Here is a 23,598-nt window from a genome sequence, read left to right on the forward strand (position 1 = left end):
CGTGAACTCGATTGGGGATGTGTTGCCGGATTTGTGGAATGAAAGCAGCGGGATAGAAGGTTGGGTGGCTAGCTAACCATTATGTGACTGACAAGTTGTATACAAGTCTATGGACATTTGTCCTGATTCTTGCATACAGTGTGTGCATAACAAAAACCAGGGAACTCCCCCACCATGAAAACGCCCCATGTTTCACACCAACGGCCCGAGGACGAGAATCTCGGGGTCGGCGCGAATATGGCTTACGGCCTGCAACACGTTCTGACCATGTATGGCGGTATCGTCGCGGTGCCACTGATCATCGGTCAGGCCGCCGGGCTATCGCCGGCGGACATCGGTCTGTTGATTGCTGCTTCATTGTTTGCGGGGGGGCTGGCCACGTTGCTGCAAACCCTGGGTTTACCGTTTTTCGGCTGTCAGTTGCCGCTGGTGCAGGGCGTGTCCTTCTCTGGCGTTGCCACCATGGTGGCGATTGTCAGCAGTGGCGGGGAGGGCGGCTTCCAGTCGGTGCTCGGCGCGGTGATTGCGGCGTCGCTGATCGGCTTGCTGATCACGCCGGTGTTCTCGCGAATCACCAAGTTCTTCCCGCCGCTGGTCACGGGCATCGTGATCACCACCATCGGCCTGACGCTGATGCCGGTGGCCGCACGCTGGGCCATGGGCGGCAACAGTCATGCGCCTGATTTCGGCAGCATGCAGAACATCGGTCTGGCGGCGGTCACGCTGGTGCTGGTGTTGTTGCTGAGCAAGGTCGGCAGCTCGACCATCTCGCGTCTGTCGATCCTGTTGGCCATGGTGATCGGCACGGTGCTGGCGGTGTTCCTCGGCATGGCGGACTTCTCCAACGTCACCCAGGGCCCGATGTTCGGCTTCCCGACGCCGTTCCATTTCGGAATGCCGACCTTCCACTTCGCCGCGATCCTGTCGATGTGCATCGTGGTCATGGTGACCCTGGTGGAAACCTCGGCGGACATTCTGGCGGTCGGTGAAATCATCGGCACCAAGGTCGACTCCAAACGCCTGGGCAACGGCCTGCGGGCGGACATGCTGTCGAGCATGTTTGCACCGATCTTCGGCTCGTTCACCCAAAGCGCCTTCGCCCAGAACGTCGGGCTGGTGGCGGTGACCGGGATCAAGAGCCGCTATGTGGTGGCGACCGGCGGTATCTTCCTGGTGATCCTCGGTCTGCTGCCGTTCATGGGCCGGGTCATCGCAGCCGTGCCGACGTCGGTACTCGGCGGCGCCGGTATCGTGCTGTTCGGCACCGTGGCGGCAAGCGGTATCCGCACGCTGTCCAAGGTCGATTATCGCAACAACGTCAACCTGATCATCGTCGCCACCTCGATCGGCTTCGGCATGATCCCGATTGCCGCGCCGAACTTCTACGATCACTTCCCGAGCTGGTTCGCGACCATTTTCCATTCGGGCATCAGCTCGTCGGCAATCATGGCGATCCTGCTGAACCTGGCATTCAACCACTTCACGGCGGGTAACTCGGATCAGCAGTCGGTGTTCGCGGCAGCAGAAGAGCGGACCCTGCGTTATCGCGATCTGGCAGCGCTGCGTGAAGGCGACTACTTCAGCGACGGCAAGCTGCATGACTGCGACGGCAACGAAGTACCGGTGATCGATCCGGATGCGGATCACGGTCATGGCATACCGAAGGCACATGCCAAGAGCAGCGAGCACGTCTGACCGTTGTAGTTGAATGAAAAGGGCCGATCAGCTGGAAAACTGATCGGCCCTTTTTCTATGTCGCCGTTTTTTTCAGCGCCCACTAAAAAGCCCCTGAATCTTTCGATTCAGGGGCTCTGTATTTGGCTCCACAACCTGGACTCGAACCAGGGACCCAGTGATTAACAGTCACTTGCTCTACCAACTGAGCTATTGCGGAATTGGTGCGTATGTTACTGATTTAAAAAGACTAGTCAAGCGCGAGATGTAAATTTGTTGGAAAGGTCAGGACGGGCGGCGGTTTATCGGCGATTGGCGGTTACCAGAACTCCACCAGAGGTCTACCATGGCCGCCCGGAAGTGGTCACACGCGCTGCCGGCCATTCGCCGAAAAGGTACGCGCCATGAATAGTCCCATCCTCACCCATTGTCCTGTCGAGGTGTTCGCATGAGCACCGCGCAAATCAGCCTGCCCAAAGGCGTTGGCCCACATGCCGAAAAGCTTTTCGACGCGATCACTCAGGCCGGTACGGCTGAAGAGCTGAACCGCGCAGGCGGCAAGGCCGAAGGTTTTGTCCTCGGCCTGGAAAGCACCAAGGCCATCAAGAGCCAGATCGCCGAATCGCTCTACGTCGTTTATGACGATGCGGCGACTCAGCGTGCAGCGGAACTGGCTTAACCGCCGAACGTGAAGGTGCCGAGCATCAGTTTGGCGTACAGCATCGTCGCACCCAGTTGCACCAGCCACAGCGCCAGCCCGCCGAGAAACACCCCGGCCGCGACTTGCAGCACCAGATTGTTGCCGCGTTTGGCCGGAGCGCGGGGGATGAAGTCATCCAGATCGTCGCGGTCGGCGCGCAGGTCATCGTTTTTCATGTCGGTTCTCTGAAATATCGTTTGGGTGCAGTCTAGAGGGTGTAGCGGTTTTTCTTCAGACAAATAAAAAACGGGAAGCCCGAAGGCTTCCCGTTTTCAGTGCGGCGCCGGATCAGATGACCTGAACGATGGCGTCCGTCACGGCTTCGATGTTGCTCTGGTTCAGCGCAGCGACGCAGATGCGGCCGGTGTCCAGGGCGTAGATGCCGAACTCGTTGCGCAGGCGATGAACCTGTTCGGTGGTCAGGCCGGAGTAAGAGAACATGCCGCGCTGACGACCGACGAAGCTGAAGTCACGCTGCGGGGCTTTCTTCGCCAGCAGAGCAACCATCTGCTCGCGCATGCCGCGAATGCGCAGGCGCATTTCAGCCAGTTCGGCTTCCCACTGGGCGCGCAGTTCCGGGCTGTTCAATACCGCAGCAACGATGCTTGCACCGTGGGTCGGCGGGTTGGAGTAGTTGGTGCGGATCACGCGTTTGACTTGCGACAGTACGCGCGCGCTTTCTTCTTTCGATTCGCTGATGATCGACAGCGCACCGACGCGCTCGCCGTACAGCGAGAACGACTTGGAGAACGAGCTCGATACGAAGAAGGTCAGGCCGGATTCGGCAAACAGCCGCACGGCAGCGGCGTCTTCGGCGATGCCGTCACCGAAACCCTGGTAAGCCATGTCGAGGAACGGCACGTGACCTTTGGCCTTGACCGTTTCCAGCACGTTGTTCCAGTCCGCCGGGCTCAGGTCGACGCCGGTGGGGTTGTGGCAGCAGGCGTGCAGCACGACGATCGAGCCATTCGGCAGGGCGTTGAGGTCTTCGAGCAGGCCGGCACGGTTCACGTCGTGGGTGGCGGCGTCGTAGTAGCGGTAGTTCTGCACCGGGAAACCGGCGGTTTCGAACAGCGCGCGGTGGTTTTCCCAGCTCGGGTCGCTGATCGCCACAACGGCATTTGGCAGCAGTTGCTTGAGGAAGTCGGCACCGATTTTCAGTGCGCCGGTCCCGCCGACGGCCTGGGTGGTGACAACGCGGCCAGCCGCCAGCAGTGGCGAATCATTGCCGAACAGCAGCTTTTGCACGGCCTGGTCGTAGGCCGCGATGCCGTCGATCGGCAGGTAGCCACGGGAGGCATGCTGAGCGGCGCGAATGGTTTCGGCTTCGATAACGGCGCGCAGGAGTGGAATTCGCCCCTCTTCGTTGCAGTACACACCCACCCCGAGGTTGACCTTATTGGTCCGGGTATCGGCGTTGAATGCTTCGTTGAGGCCCAGGATTGGATCGCGGGGTGCCATTTCGACAGCGGAGAACAGGCTCATTTTTACGGCAGCTCTATTGGAGAGTGGAGGGACGTGTGGCGCTCCAGCCGAATGCACTAGAGCGGTGCACAAACGGGGAGCTAGTATAGAGGCCATCATCGATCAATGGCGACAGGCGAATCGGCTTTTGGGGTAAGTTTTTCCGATTATTTCTCGACCGTTAGTCGAATGGATCTGTCGGAGACTTTACCGGATGTAGGACGTTTGCCTTGAAAGGCGAGGCAATCGGCTCCACATTCAGCACAATCTTCGTTTTTTCTTGCGCGACATCGGTCGTTTGCGGTCATTCTCGTGGTGCTGCGGTTTGCCAGCAGCGTCGCGATTCCAGAGGTGTTTATGTCTGAATTCCAGCTCGTCACCCGTTTCGACCCCGCCGGCGATCAACCCGAAGCCATTCGCCTGATGGTCGAAGGCATCGAAGCCGGGCTGTCGCACCAGACGCTGCTCGGGGTGACCGGGTCGGGCAAGACCTTCAGCATCGCCAATGTGATCGCCCAGGTGCAGCGCCCGACCCTGGTGCTGGCGCCGAACAAGACGCTGGCCGCGCAGTTGTACGGCGAGTTCAAGTCATTCTTCCCGAACAACGCCGTCGAGTACTTCGTTTCCTACTACGACTACTACCAGCCCGAAGCCTATGTGCCGTCGTCCGACACCTTCATCGAGAAGGATGCGTCGATCAACGACCACATCGAGCAGATGCGTCTGTCGGCGACCAAGGCGTTGCTGGAGCGCAAGGACGCGATCATCGTCACCACGGTGTCGTGCATCTACGGTCTGGGCAGTCCGGAAACCTATTTGAAAATGGTCTTGCACGTCGATCGCGGCGACAAGCTCGACCAGCGTGCGCTGGTGCGGCGGCTGGCCGACCTGCAATACACCCGCAACGACATGGATTTCGCCCGGGCGACCTTCCGGGTGCGCGGCGATGTGATCGACATCTACCCGGCGGAATCCGACCTCGAAGCGATCCGCATCGAGTTGTTCGATGACGAAGTGGAGAGCATTTCCGCGTTCGACCCGCTGACCGGCGAGGTCATCCGCAAGCTGCCGCGCTTCACCTTCTATCCGAAAAGCCACTACGTGACGCCTCGGGAAACCCTGCTCGACGCCATCGAGGGGATCAAGGTCGAATTGCAGGAGCGCCTGGAATACCTGCGCAACAACAACAAACTGGTGGAAGCCCAGCGCCTGGAGCAGCGCACCCGATTCGACCTGGAGATGATCCTCGAACTCGGTTATTGCAACGGCATCGAAAACTACTCGCGCTACCTGTCGGGTCGTCCGGCCGGTGCGGCGCCGCCGACGCTCTACGATTACCTGCCAGCCGACGCCTTGCTGGTGATCGACGAATCCCACGTCAGCGTGCCGCAGGTCGGCGCGATGTATAAGGGCGACCGCTCGCGTAAAGAGACCCTGGTGGAATACGGCTTCCGCCTGCCATCGGCGCTGGACAACCGGCCGATGCGCTTCGACGAGTGGGAAGGGGTCAGCCCGCAGACGATTTTCGTCTCGGCCACGCCCGGCAACTACGAAGCCGAACACGCCGGCCGGGTGATCGAACAGGTTGTGCGCCCGACCGGTCTGGTCGACCCGCAGGTTGAAGTGCGTCCGGCGCTGACCCAGGTCGACGATCTGCTCTCGGAAATCACCAAGCGCGTCGCGGTAGAGGAGCGAGTGCTGGTCACCACGCTGACCAAGCGCATGGCCGAAGATCTGACCGATTACCTGGCCGATCACGGCGTGCGTGTGCGTTATCTGCACTCGGACATCGACACCGTCGAGCGGGTGGAAATCATCCGCGACCTGCGTCTGGGTACTTTTGATGTGCTGGTGGGGATCAACCTGCTGCGTGAAGGTCTGGACATGCCGGAAGTGTCGCTGGTGGCGATTCTCGACGCGGACAAGGAAGGTTTTCTGCGTTCCGAGCGTTCGCTGATCCAGACCATCGGCCGGGCGGCGCGTAACCTCAATGGTCGGGCGATTCTCTACGCGGATCGCATCACCGGTTCGATGGAGCGGGCCATCGGCGAAACCGAGCGCCGTCGCGACAAGCAGATCGCCTTCAACCTGGCCAACGGTATCACGCCGAAGGGCGTGTTCAAGGACGTCGCCGACATCATGGAAGGCGCCACCGTGCCCGGTTCGCGCAGCAAGAAGCGCAAAGGCATGGCCAAGGCCGCCGAAGAAAACGCCAAGTACGAAGCCGAACTGCGCTCGCCGAGCGAGATCACCAAGCGCATCCGCCAACTGGAAGAGAAGATGTACCAGCTGGCCCGCGACCTGGAATTCGAAGCGGCGGCGCAGATGCGCGACGAAATCGCCAAGCTGCGTGAGCGGCTGTTGGCCGTTTAACGGATCGTTCCCACGCTCTGCGTGGGAATGCAGCCCTGGACGCTCTGCGTCCGCTCAAGGTTAATGTGCCTCGCCGGCCTTCAGTCCGGCTGGCAATTTCTTGGTCAGCAAAATCGCCAACATGCTGATCCCCAGCGCAATCCCGACAAAATGAAACGCATCGTTGTAGGCCATGATCAGCGCCTGCTGATGAACGATCTCGCTCAACTTGCCCAACGCCGCCGTGTCACTGCCGAAACGATCGCTCATCGACGCCAGGCGTTCGGCCACCTGCGGATTGGTCGGCACCACCGCTTCACGCAGGTAATCGAAGTAGGTCTTGGTGCGCGCATCCAGCAGCGTCGCGAGCAGGGCGATGCCGATGGCGCCGCCGAGGTTGCGCAGGATGTTGAACAGGCTCGACGCCGAACCCGCGTCCTGCGGCAGGATATATGCCGTGGCGATCAGCGAAATGGTCACCATGATCAGCGGCTGGCCCAGTGCGCGGATGATCTGGATCTGGTTGAACTGCGGCCCGGCGAAATCCGGGTTGAGCACGCCGGAGGAAAAACTCGCCAGCCCGAACAGGCCGAATCCGATCGTGCACAGCCATTTCGGCGAGACGAATTTCATCAGTTTCGGCACCAGCGGAATCAGAAACAGCTGCGGCACGCCCATCCACATGATCACTTCGCCGATCTGCAGGGCGTTGTAGTTCTGGATCTGCGCCAGATACAGCGGCAGCAGATAGATCGAACCGTACAGCCCAACGCCCATGCCGAGGCTGGAAATACTCGACAGCCCGAAATTGCGGTTGCGCAGGATGCCCAGGTTGATCAGCGGATTGGGCTTGGAAATCTGCACGATCACAAAGGTGATCAGGCTCAGCAGGGCGATGCTGCCCAGCGTCACGATCAGGCTCGATTCCAGCCAGTCCTTGCGATGGCCTTCCTCAAGGAAAACCTGCAGGCAACCAAGCCCGATACCCAGCGTGAGAATGCCGGTGTAATCGGTGCTTTTCAGCAGCTCCCAATGCGCTTCTTTTTTCTCCAGGCCGTACATCAGCCCGGCGATCATGATCAGGCCCGGCGGGATGTTGATATAGAAGATGTATTCCCAGCCCCAGTTCTCCGTGAGCCAGCCGCCGAGGGTCGGGCCGATGGACGGGGCGAAGGTAGCGGTCATGGCAAACATCGCCATGCCTTTGGCGCGGTGATGTTCGGGGAGTTTGATCAGGGTCAGGGTGAACGCCAGCGGGATCAGCGCGCCGCCGGTGAAGCCCTGCATGGCGCGAAACACGATCATGCTCTCCAGGCTCCAGGCCATTGAGCACAGCAACGAAGAAATCAGAAAGCCCAGCGACACCCACACCGCCAGCCGCCGTGCCGACAGCAACTGCACCAGCCAGGCGGTCAGCGGGATCATGATGATTTCCGCCACCAGATAAGACGTCGAAATCCACGAGCCTTCTTCCAGCGTCGCCGACAGGGCGCCCTGAATATCCTTGAGCGAGGAGTTGGTGATCTGGATGTCGAGCACCGCCATGAAGGCGCCGAGCATCACGCTCATCACCGCAATCCAGTCCCGCCGGGTCGGTTCGCCGACCGGGCGGATCAGTGAATCACCGGCCATTGTCCGGGGCGTCTTTGATGTTCACGGTGGCGGTGACGGACATGCCCGGACGGATCTTGCCGTGCAGCGGGTTATCGGCCTTGAAGGTCAGCTTGACCGGAATCCGCTGCACGACCTTGGTGAAGTTGCCGGTGGCGTTGTCCGGCGGCAACAGGCTGAACTGCGCGCCGGAGGCGGCGAACAGGCTGTCGACCCGGGCCTCGATCGGCGTATCGCCGTAGGCATCGAAAAGCAGCTCGGCTTTCTGGCCCGGCTGCATGTGACCGATTTGGGTTTCCTTGAAATTGGCCTGCACCCAAATGTCTTCGTCCGGAACGATTGAAAGCAGATAGGCGCCGGCCTGCACCACCTGACCATTGCGCGCGGCACGCTGGCCGATCAGGCCGCTGATCGGTGCGTGGATTTCGCTGCGGGTCAGGTTCAGTTCGGCTTGGGCGAGGTCGGCGCGGGCGTTGGCGATCTGCGCATCGAGGCGTTTGATCTCGGCGGTCAGCGCGTTGACCTGCTGGCGCTGGCTCTGGGCATCGGCCTGGGCCTTGGCCACTTGCGAGCGGGCGATATGAGCGTCGGCGGAGAGGGTGGTGACCCGCTCCTCGGAGACGTAGCCGGGTTTACGCAGGGTTTCTGCCCGCGACAAATCCATCTGCGAGCGCCCGAGGGTGGCTTGCGTGGTTGCCACTTGCGCATCGCTGGCGGCGATCAGGCTCGATTGCTGAGTCAATTTGCTCTGGGCCTGCAGGCGTTCGGCTTCGCGGGTGGCGAGGGCGGCATTGGCGCGATCGACGGCGAGACGGAAATCATTCGGTTCGAGACGAATCAGCAACTGGCCTTTTTCCACATGCTGGTTGTCCTGCACCAGCACTTCCTCGATGCGTGCGCTCAACTGGCTCGACACGCGGGTGATTTCACCCTGGACATAGGCGTTGTCGGTGCTTTCATAAAAGCGTCCCTTGAAAAACCAATGGGCGAAAAAGCCCCCGGCAATCAGCAGGACCAGCAACAGGAAAATGAACAGGCGACGCTTGAGTTGGGCAGGCATGGGCAAACTGTAGTCGAGGAATTGTAAGGAAAGTTATCAGCAGGCGAATCTGGCACACAGCCGATGAGCGGTAAATGCCGTCTGTTGATATTCGGCCATTCACCACGGCCAACGGGCGTTCCAGACGCAACCTTGGCTTAAATGCCCTGCCCGCTGGAGCGGGGCGGGTGTCGCCTGTTACCATTCGCCGCTTGATCGTTCTTTGCTTTTCATTCTTTTCGAGACATGCCATGACCACCGTCCGCACTCGCATCGCGCCATCGCCTACCGGGGATCCCCACGTAGGTACCGCTTACATCGCACTGTTCAACTACTGCTTTGCCAAGCAGCACGGCGGTGAGTTCATCCTGCGGATCGAAGACACCGATCAGTTGCGTTCGACCCGCGAGTCCGAACAGCAGATCTTCGACGCCCTGCGCTGGCTGGGTATCGACTGGAGCGAAGGCCCGGACGTCGGCGGCCCGCACGGTCCTTACCGTCAGAGCGAGCGCGGCGATATCTACCAGAAGTACTGCCAGCAGTTGGTCGACATGGGCCACGCCTTCCCGTGTTTCTGCACCGCCGAAGAGCTGGACCAGATGCGCGCCGAGCAAATGGCTCGCGGCGAAACTCCGCGTTACGACGGCCGGGCGCTGTTGCTGTCCAAGGAAGAAGTCGCCCGTCGCCTGGCTGCCGGCGAGCCGCACGTGATCCGCATGAAGGTGCCGAGCGAAGGCGTCTGCGTGGTGCCGGACATGCTGCGTGGCGATGTCGAGATCCCGTGGGATCGCATGGACATGCAAGTGCTGATGAAGACCGACGGCCTGCCGACGTACTTCCTGGCCAACGTGGTCGACGATCACCTGATGGGTATCACCCACGTGCTGCGTGGCGAAGAATGGCTGCCGTCGGCGCCGAAACTGATCCTGCTTTACGAGTATTTCGGCTGGGAACAGCCGGAGCTGTGCTACATGCCGCTGCTGCGTAACCCGGACAAGAGCAAGCTGTCCAAGCGCAAGAACCCGACTTCGGTGACGTTCTACGAGCGCATGGGCTTCATGCCTGAGGCGATGCTCAACTACCTGGGCCGCATGGGCTGGTCGATGCCGGACGAGCGCGAGAAGTTCTCGCTGCAGGAAATGGTCGACAACTTCGACCTCAAGCGCGTGTCGCTGGGCGGGCCGATTTTCGACATCGAGAAACTGTCGTGGCTCAACGGCCAGTGGCTGCGTGATCTGCCGGTGGAAGAGTTCGCCGCTCGCGTACAGAAGTGGGCGTTCAATTCCGAATACATGATGAAGATCGCGCCGCACGTTCAGGGCCGCGTCGAAACCTTCAGCCAGGTTGCACCGCTGGCCGGATTCTTCTTCGCCGGTGGCGTGAACCCGGATGCCAAGCTGTTCGAATCGAAAAAGCTGTCGGGCGATCAGGTTCGTCAACTGATGCAGTTGATCCTGTGGAAGCTTGAGAGCCTGCGTCAGTGGGAGAAGGACAGCATCACCGCGACGATTCAGGCGGTGGTTGAATCCCTCGAGCTGAAGCTGCGTGACGCGATGCCGCTGATGTTTGCTGCAATCACCGGGCAGGCGAGTTCGGTGTCGGTGCTCGATGCGATGGAAATCCTCGGGCCGGACCTGACCCGTTTCCGTCTGCGCCAGGCGATTGACCTGCTGGGCGGCGTGTCGAAGAAAGAAAACAAAGAGTGGGAAAAACTGTTGGGCGCCATCGCCTGATTGCGTTTGACTCTGCAGGACGCGCCGAAGGTCATGATCTTTTGATCCTGTCCTTCGGTGTTTTCCCCCGAATTTACGGGGGGAGGGCGGTAAGTGATTGTAATGCCGACAAAAAATTTTGAATTTTTTCAAAAATAAGTTTGACAGCCTTTCGATACGCCCTTAAGATTCGCCCCGTCCTCAGCGATGACATCAACGATGAGGGGCTATAGCTCAGCTGGGAGAGCGCTTGCATGGCATGCAAGAGGTCGACGGTTCGATCCCGTCTAGCTCCACCAATTTACACTTCGAAGCCTGGCCGCACCGGCTTCGAAGCGATCAACACTCAGCGTTGATCAGTTGTATAGAAGGGTTTGCGTCCCCTTCGTCTAGTGGCCTAGGACACCGCCCTTTCACGGCGGTAACAGGGGTTCGAGTCCCCTAGGGGACGCCAGTTTTACAGAAGCGATGTTGCAAGATGTCGCTCCGCCGAGAGGCGAAAAATCCGGGGCTATAGCTCAGCTGGGAGAGCGCCTGCATGGCATGCAGGAGGTCAGCGGTTCGATCCCGCTTAGCTCCACCAATTTACAGTTCAAGGTCTGGCCACGCCGGCCTTGAATCGATCAGTACTCAGCGCTGATCAGTTGTACAGAAGGTTTGTGTCCCCTTCGTCTAGTGGCCTAGGACACCGCCCTTTCACGGCGGTAACAGGGGTTCGAGTCCCCTAGGGGACGCCACGATTACCCGCTCTGCGGGATTTTATAAGGGTCATTCAATTATTGAATGGCCCTTTTGTTTGTCTGGCGTTTGGCCAAATCCTCTTTTTCCTTAACACTGTGCTTCAGACCAGCGGTCACGCGTGTGACTTGCGGAATATTATTATGAGAATAATATTGCTATCGTAATATTCGGAGGCGACGATGAACGACAAGAAAGCTCAAACCCGCGAACGCATTCTCAAGGCCGCCAGTGCTGCACTGATCCAGCGCGGTCCGGCTGAACCGAGCGTGGGCGAAGTGATGGGGGCGGCCGGCCTGACCGTCGGCGGCTTCTATGCCCACTTCGAAAGCAAGGACGCCATGATGCTTGAGGCCTTCAAGCAATTGCTCGGTCGTCGACGCGACCTGATTGCCGACATGGACAGCGAGCTGACCGGTGAAGAGCGCCGCGCTCTGGTAGCCGCGTTCTATCTGTCGCGCAAGCATCGCGATTCCAGCGATTCGGCCTGCCCGATTCCGGCCTCCATTGGTGAGCTGGGCCGTCTGCCGGAGGCCTTTCGGATCGCGTTGAACGAACACTTGGAATTGATGATTGCGCAGTTGGCCGCAGCGCCGGAAGACACCGACAAAGCGTTGGCCGACGTGGCCTTGATGGTGGGTGGCCTGGCGCTCGCGAGGGCGTTGGGGCCTGGGGATTTATCCGATCGATTGCTGCGCGCCGCCAAGTCGGCGGTGCGTTGACCTGAAGGCTACAAGCCCGGGGAGAGAGCGATGAGCACGTTGAAGTGGGTTCGTGGCGTTAATGGCACCTTGGGCTGGTTCGCACCGAAACTGGTGGCGAGCAAAATGCGGTTGGCGTTCATGACGCCGCGCGTGAATAAACCGAGGGACTGGGAATTGCCGCTGCTGGCGAAATCCGAACGCATCACCTTGCGCTTCGGTCTTTCGGCCCTGCGCTGGGGGCAAGGCCCGACTGTTTTGCTGATGCACGGCTGGGAAGGGCGGCCCACCCAGTTTGCCGCGTTGATCACCGCGCTGGTTGAAGCGGGTTACACCGTTGTCGCGCTTGATGGCCCGGCCCACGGTCGCTCACCGGGGCGCGAAGCCAATGTGGTGCTGTTCGCCCGTGCGATGCTTGAGGCCGCTGCTGAGCTGCCGCCGTTGCAAGCGGTCATTGGTCACTCCATGGGCGGCGCCAGTGCCATGCTCGCCGTGCAATTGGGCTTGCGCACTGAAACCCTGGTCAGCATTGCCGCTCCGGCGCGAATTCTTGGTGTTTTGCGCGGATTTGCCCGTTACGTCGGCATGCCACCCAGAGCTCGTTCCGCGTTCATTCGCGAGGTTGAACAGGACGTCGGCATGCGCGCCGCCACTCTCGATGTCGCCCACTATCAACTGGATATGCCGGGCCTGATCGTGCATGCCGAAGACGACACCTTCGTCTCGGTCAAGGAATCCCAGCTGATCCACGAATCCTGGTTCGACAGTCGCCTGTTGCGTCTGGAAGCCGGCGGTCACCAGCGCGTACTGGCCGACCCTCGGGTGATTGATGGTGTGTTATCACTGCTGGCCGGGCGCAGCCTTCAGGCGCGGCAATCGGCGTAGTCATCCGTTACACTGCCCCGGTTGAATCATCTGACCGGGAGTAGGGCATGGGCTGGGATCGGGCAACGCCATTTACCATTGATCTGCAAGTGGGCGCCGAGGACATCGACGGGCTGGGCCATGCCAACAACGCGGTCTACGTGACCTGGCTCGAGCGTTGTGCCTGGCGCCACTCGCAGCGCCTGGGCCTGGATCTGGTCGAGTACCGGCGTCTGGATCGGGCGATGGCCGTGGTGCGACACGAAATCGATTACCTGGCCGCCGCCTACGAAGGCGATGAGCTGCAACTGGCGACCTGGATCGTCGATTGGGATCAGCGCCTGAAAATGACCCGTCACTTCCAGCTGATCCGCCCCAGCGACAACGCCACGCTGCTGCGCGCCCAGACCACCTTCGTCTGCATCGAGCTGTCCACCGGCAGGCCCAAGCGCATGCCCGCCGAGTTCATCGAAGGCTACGGCCCGGCCATACAGACGGCGGACATGGGTTTAACCCGCGAAACCCAGTAAACTGCCGCACGTTTTTCCTTGAGTGTGTGTTCCCCATGCAAATTGCTCTGGCGCCGATGGAAGGGTTGGTCGACGACATCCTGCGCGATGTTCTGACCCGTGTCGGCGGTATTGACTGGTGCGTGACCGAGTTCATTCGGGTCAACGACCAGTTGCTGACCCCGGCCTATTTCCACAAATTCGGCCCTGAACTGCTCAACGGTGCGCGCACCGCTTCCGGCGTACCACTGCGCGTGCAGTTGCTGGGTTCCGATCCGGTGTGCCTGGCGGAAAACGCGGCGCTGGCCTGCGAACTGGGCTCTGAAGTGATCGACCTGAACTTCGGCTGCCCGGCCAAGACCGTCAACAAATCCCGTGGCGGTGCGGTGCTGCTCAAGGAGCCGGAGCTGCTCAACCGGATCGTCGAGCACGTGCGTCGCGCCGTGCCCGCACACATTCCCGTTACCGCCAAGATGCGCCTGGGGTTCGACAGCCCGGACGGCGCGCTGGTGTGCGCCACGGCGCTGGCCGAGGGCGGCGCCGAGCACATCGTGGTTCACGCCCGCACCAAGGTCGACGGCTATAAGCCGCCGGCGCATTGGGAGTGGATTCCACGCGTGCAGGACGTGGTCAAGGTGCCGGTGTTCGCCAACGGCGATATCTGGAGCGTCGAAGACTGGCGCCGCTGCCGGGAAATCAGCGGCGTCGAAGACATCATGCTCGGTCGTGGTCTGGTGTCGCGCCCGGATCTGGCCCGTCAGATCGCCGCTGCCCGTGCCGGTGAGGAGGTCGTCGAGATGACCTGGACCGAACTGATGCCACTGATCCAGGACTTCTGGCTGCAAGCCAAAGCGCAAATGACCGCGCGCCAGTCGCCGGGCCGTTTGAAACAGTGGCTGGCCATGCTGACCCGCAATTACCCCGAGGCCGTCGAGCTGTTTACCATGCTGCGCCGGGAGACCGAGCCGGATCAGGTCTCGCGTTTGCTGGGTTTGCCGGTCGCCGAAGCCGCCTGAAAAAAATCTTCAAACGATCTCTTGAAAACAAAACGCAGGTCCCTATCTAAGGGTTACGCGATGCCGAATTCGGGTCGCGGAGACAAAAAAACTTGCTGATTGTTTTCAGGAGATTTGAATCATGAGTACTGCATTTTCCCTCGCTCCACTGTTCCGTTCCTCGGTGGGTTTCGACCGTTTCAACGACCTGTTCGAAACTGCCCTGCGCAACGAGCCAGGCAGCACCTATCCGCCTTACAACGTGGAAAAACACGGTGACGATCAATACCGCATCGTCGTGGCGGCGGCCGGTTTCCAGGAAGAAGACCTGGAACTGCAAGTCGAAAAAGGCGTGCTGACCATCAGTGGCGGCAAGCGCGATGCCAACGAAGGCGTCACGTTCCTGCACCAGGGCATTGCCCAGCGTGCATTCAAGCTGTCCTTCCGTCTGGCCGATCACATCGAGATCAAGGCCGCCGGCCTGAGCAACGGTCTGTTGAGCATCGACCTGTTGCGCGTGATTCCGGAAGAGGCGAAAGCCAAGCGCATCCCGATCAACGGGGCGCAGCCGGCTCTGCAACACTGAGTCACTTGCAGAAACAAATCGTCTGAACGGGCGATAAGCCGCTGAATGAAGGCCCCGATACGTCGGGGCCTTTTTTGTGGGCGCAGGAAAATGGCTGTTCGACTTTGCCGCCAGCGGCGGTTTCTCTACAATCCGCCGCAGTTTTGCCGACCCCATCCTTATCGGTCGGCCTGGAGCCTTTTTTCATGGACGATATTCAACAGCGCTGGCTGTGCGCCCTTTCTGCGCCAATGGCAGCGCTCAACACCGGCGCCGGGTACGACGACCCCGCGTTCTGCGACGACCGCTACATCGATCTGAAAGACAGCTGGGGTATCGATGACCGGCGGCAATTGTTCGACATGCTCCAATGGATGACGGACGACGGACATGCCAAGCACCTGAGTGGAGCCTACTCGGCATGGCAACGTTGTCTGCCGAGTGAATGGCAACGCCTGCTCGAAGGGCTGAGCCCTCGTGAGCGTGTTCTGCATGAGTTTGCCAGTCGCACTTTCGGCGGTTGTGGTCCCGGAGGAATTTTGTCCTGGGACTACGGGCGGATGGGATTTCTCCTGCGTTGCGCGGTGCGCAATCAGTGGATTGATCTGGCCGAAAGCAACTGGCTGCACAGTCGTTTGGCCGTCAGGGCGCAGTTTCACTACGGTAGCTGGATGTCCTACTTCAATGGCTTTGTTGTGGGTCGCAGCTTTTGGTGCTGCCTAAACACAAGCGATGACGAGTTGGCCTGGGAGCTGGAACGGCAGGGTGACAGTGCTCATAACCTGCGGATCACCCGCGGCCTCGCCCAGAACATCCCGCACTTTCTGGCCGACCTGCCCTGGCACATGGAAATTGATTCGTTACCCCGTCCGGAATCGCTCAAGGAGTTCGACTGGTCATGAGTTGCTGGATTCGCTTGGGCATCGAGCCTACATCCGACGAAACCCTGATTCGCGATGCCTACCGCGCACGATTGCCGTCGCATCATCCGGAAACCGATCCTGAAGGATTTCAGGCGCTGCGCATGGCCTACGAAAATGCCTTGCGCCTGGCGCGTGAAGACGAGCAAGAAGCGCTCGAGGAAGAAACTGAAGAGTCAGAGCAGGAGGTTGTCGAGATCCCGCAGGCGTTCGCGGATTTCTGCGAGTTGCTTGACGATCCCGCGCGGCGTTTCAACTTCGAGGCGTGGCAGGCATTTGTCCGGGCGCTGGATGAGCTGTCGCTGGAACAGCTCGATGAACTCAGTTGGGGGCTCTACCACCGGATGGCCGATGCCGGTCCGCTGTCCTACCGCTGCGCGAATCTGTTGGCCAGGCGAATGGCCTGGGATCAGCAGTTGCTGGATCTGGAATTCGAAGACGCACAGCGGGTTGAAGCCTTTCTGCAACGAATTGAAACGCCTGACCCGTTCGATACCGATCTGATGAGCGCTTGGTCAGAGGCTGCGCAGACCGAAACACTCTGGTACGCACGCAGCCTCGACTTCATTTTCGCCAAGCGTCCACTCCATGAGTTTGCCGACTTCGCCGGTCAGCACACCTGTCTGCCGTTGCCGGATGATGCTGCGTTCATCAAGCGTTTGCTGGTGCAGTTCACTCAGGCGGGCATCGGTGCATCGACATTTTTGCAGTGCTGCGTCGAAAAGCAGCTGGAAGCACCTGATGACGTGGACTGGCTTTACCTGTTGGCGTGTCAGAGCAGTCTGCTGGGGCGGGACGATCAGGCATTGCCTTGCTGGATCCGACTGTGGAACGAGTTCCGCCATCCGATGGCCGAAAGTCGTCTGCTGGAATTGTGCGCCAAGCGGCAACCGACTTTTCTGCCCCTGCTGATTCAGGCGTTCGATTGTCTGGACGATTTTTCTGACTGGCCTGCGGATCTCGGGGATGACGCGCAGGTATACGGCAGTCCGTCACAACGCCCCGAGACGCTGAACCGTTGGTTGGGTGTCGGGCGGTTGAAGCTCGATAGCCTGGCGCAAAGTTTTGTCGATTGGCGCATGACAGGCGATGAGCTCCCGTTGCTTGCCCAACTGCTGGGTGAGAATGCCGACAGCCGGCTGCTGCAACTGTACCGGCATGCCTGGGCGCTGCATCGCGGTGATGCGGTCTTGCTGCAGCGGATTCTGGATCAGCCGCTTCCGGTCGATGCGCTCGAATGCCTGGTGTTGAGCGGGTTCAAAGTTCAGGCCGGGCAGCATCTGCGCTGGTTGGCGAATGCGCCGATTGCACAGGCGATGAGCGCCTTCAGCGAAGCGGATTCAACATCGCAGCAATTGCCGCAGGAGCTGACAAAAGGCGAGCTGCACAAGGTCTGTCGCCTGTGGCTGCGTCGCTTGCGGCCGTACAGTGACACCGCCCTGGAGCGCATCGCCGAAGCGTTCAGGTTGGGTGCCGTCAAAGACGACTGTGACCTGTCCGAACTCGATCTGCTTTTTCAGTTGAGCCGTCGCGGGATCGGGTTGCCGTCGGTCGGGCTGGGGGAGGCAGTGTGGGAGTGGCACGCTCAAACCATGTCTTTGCTGGCGTTGCTGGATCAGCCGGAACGTTGTCTGCAATTGATAGATGGGCAGTGCCTGGAGCGTCTGCCGTTCAATCCGGCTCATCCCTTGAGCCGATTGCAGCCACTGTTGCGCCGTTTGCAACGCGAGCAAGGCAATTGCGACGGTTTGCTGGGCTGGCTGCAAGGCAATGATCCGGTACACGGCTTGTTGGTGCAGCAATTGTTCAGCGTTCAGCAGGCCCTCGATAGTTCCCGATTGCCTTCCAATACCCTGCTTTACACCTGCATCGAAAGCGATCGCGCTGCATGTGGCGACGACCTGCTGGGTTTGTTGATGTTCTGGGGCGTGCTCTATCACGACCCGAGCCTGAGCGCCGAGCAGCACCGTGCGTTGTTGCAATCCATCGCGGCGGTCAGTTGCGAAGACGACTGGTTCGAAGGGTTTCGTGACGGCTTGATCAAAGGCGAGCCAGTGTGGCCGCCGCGCAAGGTGTTGACGGATTTCGGCGTCGACAAATTGTTGGCGTACGAGTCTCTCGATGCGCTCAAGGCCATGGTTCGCTATGGCGCTGCCGGAGTGCCGAAAACGCGAGTACTGCGCCAATTGCAGCAGGGCAAGGATGACTTGCAGAACAGTATCGGCTTGCGCCTAGCGCTGTGTGCCTTGCTGTCCTGGTCGGAGCGTTTGATGTTGGCCAAAAGTGATATTCAGCCGGTGCCGGCAGGGGCGATCTGGCGCCTGGGGTCGCGGCTGGGGCGCAAGGCTTTTATCGCTCAGGTTCTGGGGTGTGTAGTGATTGCGCCGGTGGCAGGATTGATCAGCGGTACTACATTTTTTGGCGTTCTGATCCTGTTACTGGGTGTTCTGGTGTTATTCGGCGCCACTCTGCGCCGTTTGCATGATATGGGGCGAGGCCTGCCCACATTGCTGATATTCATGGCCTTGTCGCCGATCTTGCCGTTCCTGCCGCTGCTGCTGTTCGGCTTTCCCGGTGACAAGTTGCCCAATCGATATGGCGTGCCACCGGACAGCGGCGCTGGCGAGATGCTGTCCGGTGGTCTGCAGGCTGCTCTGCGGCGGCTCAACGGTTAGAAGCGCAGTTGGTCCAGCGCCTTGTTGAGTTCTGAGCGGTGGCTGGCGATCTCTGCCGGCTGCTGTCCGGCGAGTACCGTGGTGAAGTTGTGCAGCCACTCGGCAATGTGTTCGCGCTGCGTGCCCAGACTTTGCATCCATGCCCGCTCCAGACGGGCCAGCAGTGTGCGGTTGGGCAATGCGTCGCGTGGATGGACCTTCAGCGTCGACAGTCGGTTATGGCTGTCTCTGCGCGCTTGTTCATTCAGCCCGGTGGGACTGCGGTCGATGCTGTGGCTGTGGCGTTCGCCGGTCTCGAGCAGCGTGACGTCTACTTCGAGCAAACCGTTGATGTCGTAACTGAAGCGTACGTCCAGCTCCTGAATGTTATCGGTGGGCGTCAAGGTGACATCGAAAGCGTCAATGAGGATGTTGTCACGTACCCACGGCCGCTCACCCTGATAAACGGCAATGCGCAGCAGCTCCTGTCGGGGGTGGGTTGTGTGGTAGCGCTCGACCCGTGACGTCGGAATGATGGTGTTGCGTTCGATGATCGGCGAAAAGGCGCCGTCGATGCCTTTGCCACGCATAGTTGCGATGCCCAGCGTATACGGGCAGACATCGGTCAGAATCAGTTCTTCGATCGCGCCATCGCGCGCCTTGCAGGCCGCTTGCGTGGCTGCACCCAGTGCAACGAGGGTGTCGGGATCAAGATGCCGGTAGGGCAGGCGTCCGAACAGGGTCGCGACCATCTGTTGTACCGCAGGCATCCGCGTTGCCCCACCAACCAGCACCAGACTGTCGAGATCCCGTGGTTTCAGGCGCGCATCGCGCAGGGCCTGCTCGATCGGCGCGCGCAATCGTGCCAGCAGCGGTTCCCAGATCTTCACGGCAGCGGCTTCGTCCAGCGACCATTCGTGCAGTTTGTCGGCATGGTGCCAGCTCAAAGATTGAGGGCCTTCGCCGAGTTTGCATTTGAGTTGTTCCAGGGCATCGCCCAGGCTGGCCATGCCTTGCGGATCAATCATCGACGGAGTCAGTCGCCAGTTTTTCAGACAGGCATTCAGCAGTGCAGCGGTAAAGTCCTCCCCACCCAAAAAGTTGTCGCCGGTGGACGCATGCACTTCAATCAGCGGCAACGCATATTCCAGCACAGTGACATCGAACGTCCCGCCGCCCAGATCGAATATCAGCGTGCGTTCGAATTTCTGCTCGTGCAGCCCATACGCCATCGCGGCGGCGGTCGGCTCGTTGATCAGTCGGGAAACCTTCAGGCCTGCCAGTTCGGCGGCAAACAGGGTGCGTTTGCGTTGTTCGTCACTGAAATACGCCGGCACGGAAATCACCGCTTCAGCCACCGGGTGGCCGAGAAAAGCCTCGGCGTCCTGCTTGAGTGAGCCCAGCACCAGTGCCGACAATTCTTCCGGGCTGAAGGTTGTGGTGCCGAGTTCGATCTGCCGGTCGCTGCCCATGAAGCGCTTGAACGCGGCGGCTGTACGTTCCGGGTGGGTTGTCAGGCGTGCGCGTGCAGCCTTGCCGACCAGAATGGTCCCGTCTTCATCGAGGCTGACCACTGACGGGGTCAGCACCTCGCCGAGGGCGTTGGGGATCAATCGGGCCTGACCGTCCTGCCAGACGGCGATCAAACTGTTGGTGGTGCCAAGGTCAATGCCCAGCAGGGCCGGGCGGGGGAGGGATGCATCCTGCATGATCGATCTCGAAACAGCGCGAAAAAAACGCGACCCTACAGGTTGCCGCCAACCCTGGCAATTACCGGCCAGGGGTCAATGCTCGGGGTAGTAACCGCAGATGTCCGTCATTCCAGCAATCCCTTCAACCCCTCCAGCGGCAACGGCCGGCTGTGCAGATAGCCCTGATACAAATGGCAGCCCAACCCTTGCAGGAACGCCAGCTGTTCCGGGGTTTCCACGCCTTCGGCGATCACTTCCAGTTCCAGGCTGCGGGCCATGGCGACGATGGCGCGGATGATTTCGGCGTCGTTGGGGTCGGTGGTGGCGTCGCGGATGAATGACTGATCGATCTTCAGCGTGTCCACCGGCAATCGTTTCAGATAGGTCAGCGATGAATAGCCGGTGCCGAAATCGTCCATGGCAAAACTCACGCCGAGTTTTTTCAGTCGACGCATTTTGCTGATGGTGTCTTCCAGATTCTGAATGACGATGCCTTCGGTGATTTCCAGTTTCAGCAAGGAGCAGGGCAGGCCGTGGCTGCTCATGCTGTGCTCGATGCGCTCGACGAAGTCGTTCTGGCGGAACTGCCGGGGGCTGATGTTCACACACAGGCTGAAGGCCAGAGGATCGATCAGCTTTTCGGCGATCAATTGTTTGAAGGCTTCGCACGCCTCGTCGAGGATCCAGGTGCCGACCTCCAGAATCAGCCCGCTGTCCTCCAGCACCTTGATGAATTCGGTAGGCGATTGCGCGCCGAGTTCCGGGTGATTCCAGCGTACCAGGGCTTCGGCGCCGATGATGCGGTTGTCCTGGGCGTCGATCTGCGGTTGGTAATGCACGTCGAATTCCCCCCGGGCCAGCGCCAGACGCAGGTCGGTCTCCATGCGCAGCCGTTCGCTGGCCGCTTTCTGCATGGTGTTGTGATACATCTGCGTGGTGTTGCGCCCGGAATCCTTGGCGCGGTATAGCGCGATATCGGCGCGTTTGAGCAGATCGGTCGGGGTCGAGCCGTGATCGGGAATCAGCGCCACGCCGATGCTCGGCGTCACTTGCAGACGCTGGCCGTCGAGGAACATCGGCTCCGACAGCAACTCGCGAATGGTGTCGGCCAGCTCGCGCACCTGAGCGCTGACGTCATTGCGTGTGCCTTCCAGGCCACTGAGCAGCACCACGAATTCATCGCCACCGAGCCGCGCCACGGTGTCTTCCATGCGCACGCTGGCTTCAAGCCGTGCGGTGATGATTTTCAGCACCGTGTCGCCGACCGGGTGACCCAGCGAGTCGTTGATGTGCTTGAAGTGATCCAGATCGAGAAACAGCAGCGCCCCGCGCAGGTTGTGACGCTTGAGCAGGGCGATCTGCTGGCTCAGGCGATCCATCAGCAGCGCGCGGTTGGGCAGGTTGGTCAGCGGGTCGTGATAGGCCAGATGGCGGATCTGCGCTTCGGCGTTCTTCAGCAGGCTGACGTCCCGGGCGGTGAGCAGCAGGCAGGCGGTTTCGTTGAGAGTGATCGGCTCGACCGAGACTTCCACCGTCAGGATCTCGCCGCGCTTGTTGCGCCCGAGCATTTCCTGATGGTGCACGCGGCCCTTGATCTGTAGCTCGGCCAGCAGTGCCGAACGCTGTTTTTCCTCGGCCCAGATACCGACCTGATACACGGTTTTGCCCACCACTTCGTCGGCGCGATAGCCGGTGAGGCGGCAGAAGCCGTCGTTGACCTCCAGATAGCGCCCGGTGTCGCGTTCGGTGATGGTGATCGCGTCGGGACTGGAGTGAAACGCCTTGGCGAATTTCTCTTCGCTGGCTTTGAGCGCCGCTTCCGAGCGCTGTTGCTGGGTGATGTCGCGCAGCGTGGTGACGATGCACGGCTGGTTACCGACGCTGATCTGGCGGCTGGAAATTACGCAGGTCAGCGACTGGCCGTCCTTGTGCTGGACGATGATCGCGACGTTGCTCAGGCCCTGTTCGCGGATCACCCGTTCGATGCGTTGCAGGCTTTTCGCCGAGGCGTCCCACAGGCCGATTTCTTCGGCGGTGTGGCCAATCACATCGCTGGCACTCCAGCCGAAGGTCTGGGAAAAGCTGGAGTTGATCTCGATGAATTCCCCGGTTTCCTGGCGCGTGACGCAGATCGGGTCGGGGCTGACCTGGAACAGCGTGGCGAATTTCTCTTCCGAAGCCACCAACCGTTGTTCGCGCTCGACCTGATCGGTGATGTCCAGCAGGGTGCCGGCCATCCGCAGCGGTACGCCGTTGTCGTCGCGATAGAGGCGGGCGCGGCTTTCCAGGTAGCGCGAGCTGCCGTCCGGCAATTGCACGCGGTAAGTCAGCTGATAATTGCCCGCCGGGCCTTCGCGCAGACTGCGATAGGCGTCGCGCATGCTGTCGCGTTCTTCGCCGGGGACGCCCTCGAAAAACTCTTCAAAGGATTCATGGAACGGTTTCGGCTCCAGTCCGTGTAATTGCGCAGCGCGGGCCGAGCCATAGAGCATGCCGCTGGGAATGTGCCAGTCCCAGGTGCCGAGTTGCGCCGAATCCAGCGCCAGGTCGAGGCGTTCCTGGCTGTCTTTCAGGGCATGTTCGGCGGCTTTGCGTTCGGTGGTGTCGAGAAAGGTGCTGAGCAGGTAAGGCTGGCCTTCGAGCTCAACCTTTTGCGCGCTGAGGATGCCGTCGTGGATCTGGCCGTTGCTGGCGCGGAACTGCACCTCCATGCTGACCAGTTCACCCTTGGCCTTGGTTTTCTTGACCAGCTCCGCCCGTTGCTCGGGATGCACCCACAGGCCCAGTTCCAGGGTGGTGCGCCCGATGGCGCTTTGTACCGGCCAGCCGAACAGGCTTTCGAAATACTGGTTGGCCTCGCTGATCAGGCCGTCTTCCTGGCGGGTCAGCAGCACCATGTTCGGGCACAGATGAAACAGTGTCGCAAAACGTTTCTCCGAACTGCTGAGCGCCTGTTCCCGTTGCCGCTGGTGGGTGATTTCGCGGATCACCCCGATCATTCGGGGTCGACCGTGTTTGTCGGGGAGCAGGCTGCCGTTGATCTCCAGCCAGTGCAGGCTGCCGTCGGGCCAGCGGATGCGATGGTGCATCGCCTGTTCCAGCGGAGCGCCGGCAATCACCGCGTGGAAGGCGCGGATGGTTTTCGCCCGGTCTTCCGGTGGCAGCAGATCGAGGTATTCCAGGTCTTCGGGCAGCGGTTGCCGAGGATCAAAGCCGAACAAGGCCTGGGTGCCCCGCGACCAGCTGATCTGCCCGCGCTCGATGTCCCAGTACCAGGCGCCGAGCCGGGCACCGTTGAGTGCCGCGAGCAATTGCGGCGCGCTCTCCCAGCTCTGCTCGGATCGCCGTGGATCAATGGCCTGAATACGCGGCATCGGCGGAATACGGTTAACAGATTTCGGCATTGTTA

At 60.5% G+C, this 23,598-nt stretch carries 17 protein-coding genes and 5 tRNA genes; 15 read left to right on the top strand and 7 right to left on the bottom strand.

Features of this window, described 5'->3' with window-relative positions:
* Window positions 1-174: 174 nt before the first annotated feature.
* Entirely contained in the window at window positions 175-1,695 is a 1,521-nt protein-coding gene (locus tag PDR5_RS09480; protein WP_064594804.1) for a nucleobase:cation symporter-2 family protein, read from the top strand.
* Window positions 1,696-1,818: 123 nt separating this feature from the next.
* On the opposite strand, the gene PDR5_RS09485 is transcribed toward PDR5_RS09480, so the two are convergent.
* Window positions 1,819-1,894, bottom strand: a tRNA-Asn gene (locus PDR5_RS09485).
* 228 nt (window positions 1,895-2,122) lie between these two features.
* Between PDR5_RS09485 and PDR5_RS09490 the strand changes: the two genes are divergently transcribed.
* A complete protein-coding gene (locus PDR5_RS09490) occupies window positions 2,123-2,353 on the top strand; it encodes a hypothetical protein (RefSeq protein ID WP_064594806.1) in 231 nt (76 codons plus the stop codon).
* Here PDR5_RS09490 and PDR5_RS09495 read toward each other — a convergent pair.
* Window positions 2,350-2,550, bottom strand: a complete 201-nt coding sequence (locus PDR5_RS09495) for a hypothetical protein (protein ID WP_007956421.1) — start codon at window positions 2,548-2,550, stop codon at window positions 2,350-2,352. The genes PDR5_RS09490 and PDR5_RS09495 overlap by 4 nt on opposite strands.
* A 112-nt stretch (window positions 2,551-2,662) precedes the next feature.
* Window positions 2,663-3,859, bottom strand: coding sequence for an amino acid aminotransferase (locus tag PDR5_RS09500; protein ID WP_064594808.1), 1,197 nt, complete (start codon window positions 3,857-3,859; stop codon window positions 2,663-2,665).
* Window positions 3,860-4,195: 336 nt separating this feature from the next.
* On the opposite strand from PDR5_RS09500, the gene uvrB reads away from it, so the two are divergent.
* Window positions 4,196-6,211 carry an excinuclease ABC subunit UvrB gene (gene uvrB, locus PDR5_RS09505; protein WP_011333338.1) on the top strand — a complete coding sequence of 672 codons (2,016 nt, stop codon included), beginning with the start codon at window positions 4,196-4,198 and terminating at the stop codon, window positions 6,209-6,211.
* Window positions 6,212-6,271: 60 nt separating this feature from the next.
* On the opposite strand, the gene PDR5_RS09510 is transcribed toward uvrB, so the two are convergent.
* Together PDR5_RS09510 and PDR5_RS09515 are read right to left on the bottom strand one after the other, a co-directional pair.
* A complete protein-coding gene (locus PDR5_RS09510; protein WP_172829521.1) occupies window positions 6,272-7,762 on the bottom strand; it encodes an MDR family MFS transporter in 1,491 nt (496 codons plus the stop codon).
* 49 nt (window positions 7,763-7,811) lie between these two features.
* Complete coding sequence (locus PDR5_RS09515) at window positions 7,812-8,861, bottom strand: HlyD family secretion protein (RefSeq protein ID WP_064594815.1); 1,050 nt, start codon at window positions 8,859-8,861, stop codon at window positions 7,812-7,814.
* A gap of 230 nt (window positions 8,862-9,091) precedes the next feature.
* Here PDR5_RS09515 and gltX point away from each other — a divergent pair, with 230 nt between their 5' ends.
* The 12 genes from gltX (at window position 9,092) to PDR5_RS09575 (ending at window position 18,519) form a co-directional block, all read left to right on the top strand.
* On the top strand, window positions 9,092-10,573 hold the full coding sequence (gltX, locus tag PDR5_RS09520) for a glutamate--tRNA ligase (RefSeq protein ID WP_007956429.1): 1,482 nt from the start codon (window positions 9,092-9,094) through the stop codon (window positions 10,571-10,573).
* A gap of 202 nt (window positions 10,574-10,775) precedes the next feature.
* Window positions 10,776-10,851 (top strand) — tRNA-Ala (locus PDR5_RS09525).
* 79 nt (window positions 10,852-10,930) lie between these two features.
* A tRNA-Glu gene (locus PDR5_RS09530) sits at window positions 10,931-11,006 on the top strand.
* A 53-nt stretch (window positions 11,007-11,059) separates the two neighbouring features.
* Window positions 11,060-11,135, top strand: a tRNA-Ala gene (locus PDR5_RS09535).
* A 78-nt stretch (window positions 11,136-11,213) separates the two neighbouring features.
* Window positions 11,214-11,289, top strand: a tRNA-Glu gene (locus tag PDR5_RS09540).
* Window positions 11,290-11,472: 183 nt separating this feature from the next.
* Window positions 11,473-12,012 carry a TetR/AcrR family transcriptional regulator gene (locus PDR5_RS09545; RefSeq protein WP_039770145.1) on the top strand — a complete coding sequence of 180 codons (540 nt, stop codon included), beginning with the start codon at window positions 11,473-11,475 and terminating at the stop codon, window positions 12,010-12,012.
* A 30-nt stretch (window positions 12,013-12,042) separates the two neighbouring features.
* The gene (locus PDR5_RS09550; RefSeq protein WP_039770146.1) at window positions 12,043-12,876 is read left to right on the top strand and encodes an alpha/beta fold hydrolase; all 834 of its coding nucleotides are present in this window, start codon (window positions 12,043-12,045) and stop codon (window positions 12,874-12,876) included.
* Between the two features lie 47 nt (window positions 12,877-12,923).
* Complete coding sequence (locus PDR5_RS09555; RefSeq protein WP_011333342.1) at window positions 12,924-13,385, top strand: acyl-CoA thioesterase; 462 nt, start codon at window positions 12,924-12,926, stop codon at window positions 13,383-13,385.
* A 35-nt stretch (window positions 13,386-13,420) separates the two neighbouring features.
* Complete coding sequence (locus tag PDR5_RS09560) at window positions 13,421-14,380, top strand: tRNA dihydrouridine synthase (protein WP_064594817.1); 960 nt, start codon at window positions 13,421-13,423, stop codon at window positions 14,378-14,380.
* 121 nt (window positions 14,381-14,501) lie between these two features.
* Complete coding sequence (locus PDR5_RS09565; RefSeq protein ID WP_011333344.1) at window positions 14,502-14,945, top strand: Hsp20 family protein; 444 nt, start codon at window positions 14,502-14,504, stop codon at window positions 14,943-14,945.
* Between the two features lie 185 nt (window positions 14,946-15,130).
* A complete protein-coding gene (locus PDR5_RS09570; RefSeq protein WP_064594819.1) occupies window positions 15,131-15,826 on the top strand; it encodes a DUF1266 domain-containing protein in 696 nt (231 codons plus the stop codon).
* Entirely contained in the window at window positions 15,823-18,519 is a 2,697-nt protein-coding gene (locus tag PDR5_RS09575) for a J domain-containing protein (RefSeq protein ID WP_064594821.1), read from the top strand. Before PDR5_RS09570 ends, PDR5_RS09575 begins: the two co-directional genes overlap by 4 nt.
* Here the strand turns inward: PDR5_RS09575 and PDR5_RS09580 are convergent.
* Both PDR5_RS09580 and PDR5_RS09585 read right to left on the bottom strand, forming a co-directional pair.
* Window positions 18,516-20,207 carry a molecular chaperone HscC gene (locus PDR5_RS09580; protein WP_064594823.1) on the bottom strand — a complete coding sequence of 564 codons (1,692 nt, stop codon included), beginning with the start codon at window positions 20,205-20,207 and terminating at the stop codon, window positions 18,516-18,518. The two genes, PDR5_RS09575 and PDR5_RS09580, sit on opposite strands and share 4 nt — an antisense overlap.
* Window positions 20,208-20,314: 107 nt before the next feature.
* Window positions 20,315-23,593, bottom strand: a complete 3,279-nt coding sequence (locus PDR5_RS09585) for a bifunctional diguanylate cyclase/phosphodiesterase (protein ID WP_064594824.1) — start codon at window positions 23,591-23,593, stop codon at window positions 20,315-20,317.
* Between the last annotated feature and the right edge of the window lie 5 nt (window positions 23,594-23,598).

It is taken from the genome of Pseudomonas sp. DR 5-09 (assembly GCF_001655595.1).
Taxonomy (GTDB): Bacteria; Pseudomonadota; Gammaproteobacteria; order Pseudomonadales; family Pseudomonadaceae; genus Aquipseudomonas; species Aquipseudomonas pharyngis.

What these genes read in the sequence shown, in the direction of transcription:
- PDR5_RS09480 (WP_064594804.1), top strand. Translation starts at nt 175, where the DNA reads ATGAAAACGCCCCATGTTTCACACCAACGGCCCGAGGACGAGAATCTC.
- PDR5_RS09490 (WP_064594806.1), top strand. Translation starts at nt 2,123, where the DNA reads ATGAGCACCGCGCAAATCAGCCTGCCCAAAGGCGTTGGCCCACATGCC.
- PDR5_RS09495 (WP_007956421.1), bottom strand. Translation starts at nt 2,550, where the DNA reads ATGAAAAACGATGACCTGCGCGCCGACCGCGACGATCTGGATGACTTC.
- PDR5_RS09500 (WP_064594808.1), bottom strand. Translation starts at nt 3,859, where the DNA reads ATGAGCCTGTTCTCCGCTGTCGAAATGGCACCCCGCGATCCAATCCTG.
- uvrB (WP_011333338.1), top strand. Translation starts at nt 4,196, where the DNA reads ATGTCTGAATTCCAGCTCGTCACCCGTTTCGACCCCGCCGGCGATCAA.
- PDR5_RS09515 (WP_064594815.1), bottom strand. Translation starts at nt 8,861, where the DNA reads ATGCCTGCCCAACTCAAGCGTCGCCTGTTCATTTTCCTGTTGCTGGTC.
- gltX (WP_007956429.1), top strand. Translation starts at nt 9,092, where the DNA reads ATGACCACCGTCCGCACTCGCATCGCGCCATCGCCTACCGGGGATCCC.
- PDR5_RS09545 (WP_039770145.1), top strand. Translation starts at nt 11,473, where the DNA reads ATGAACGACAAGAAAGCTCAAACCCGCGAACGCATTCTCAAGGCCGCC.
- PDR5_RS09550 (WP_039770146.1), top strand. Translation starts at nt 12,043, where the DNA reads ATGAGCACGTTGAAGTGGGTTCGTGGCGTTAATGGCACCTTGGGCTGG.
- PDR5_RS09555 (WP_011333342.1), top strand. Translation starts at nt 12,924, where the DNA reads ATGGGCTGGGATCGGGCAACGCCATTTACCATTGATCTGCAAGTGGGC.
- PDR5_RS09560 (WP_064594817.1), top strand. Translation starts at nt 13,421, where the DNA reads ATGCAAATTGCTCTGGCGCCGATGGAAGGGTTGGTCGACGACATCCTG.
- PDR5_RS09565 (WP_011333344.1), top strand. Translation starts at nt 14,502, where the DNA reads ATGAGTACTGCATTTTCCCTCGCTCCACTGTTCCGTTCCTCGGTGGGT.
- PDR5_RS09570 (WP_064594819.1), top strand. Translation starts at nt 15,131, where the DNA reads ATGGACGATATTCAACAGCGCTGGCTGTGCGCCCTTTCTGCGCCAATG.
- PDR5_RS09575 (WP_064594821.1), top strand. Translation starts at nt 15,823, where the DNA reads ATGAGTTGCTGGATTCGCTTGGGCATCGAGCCTACATCCGACGAAACC.
- PDR5_RS09580 (WP_064594823.1), bottom strand. Translation starts at nt 20,207, where the DNA reads ATGCAGGATGCATCCCTCCCCCGCCCGGCCCTGCTGGGCATTGACCTT.
- PDR5_RS09585 (WP_064594824.1), bottom strand. Translation starts at nt 23,593, where the DNA reads ATGCCGAAATCTGTTAACCGTATTCCGCCGATGCCGCGTATTCAGGCC.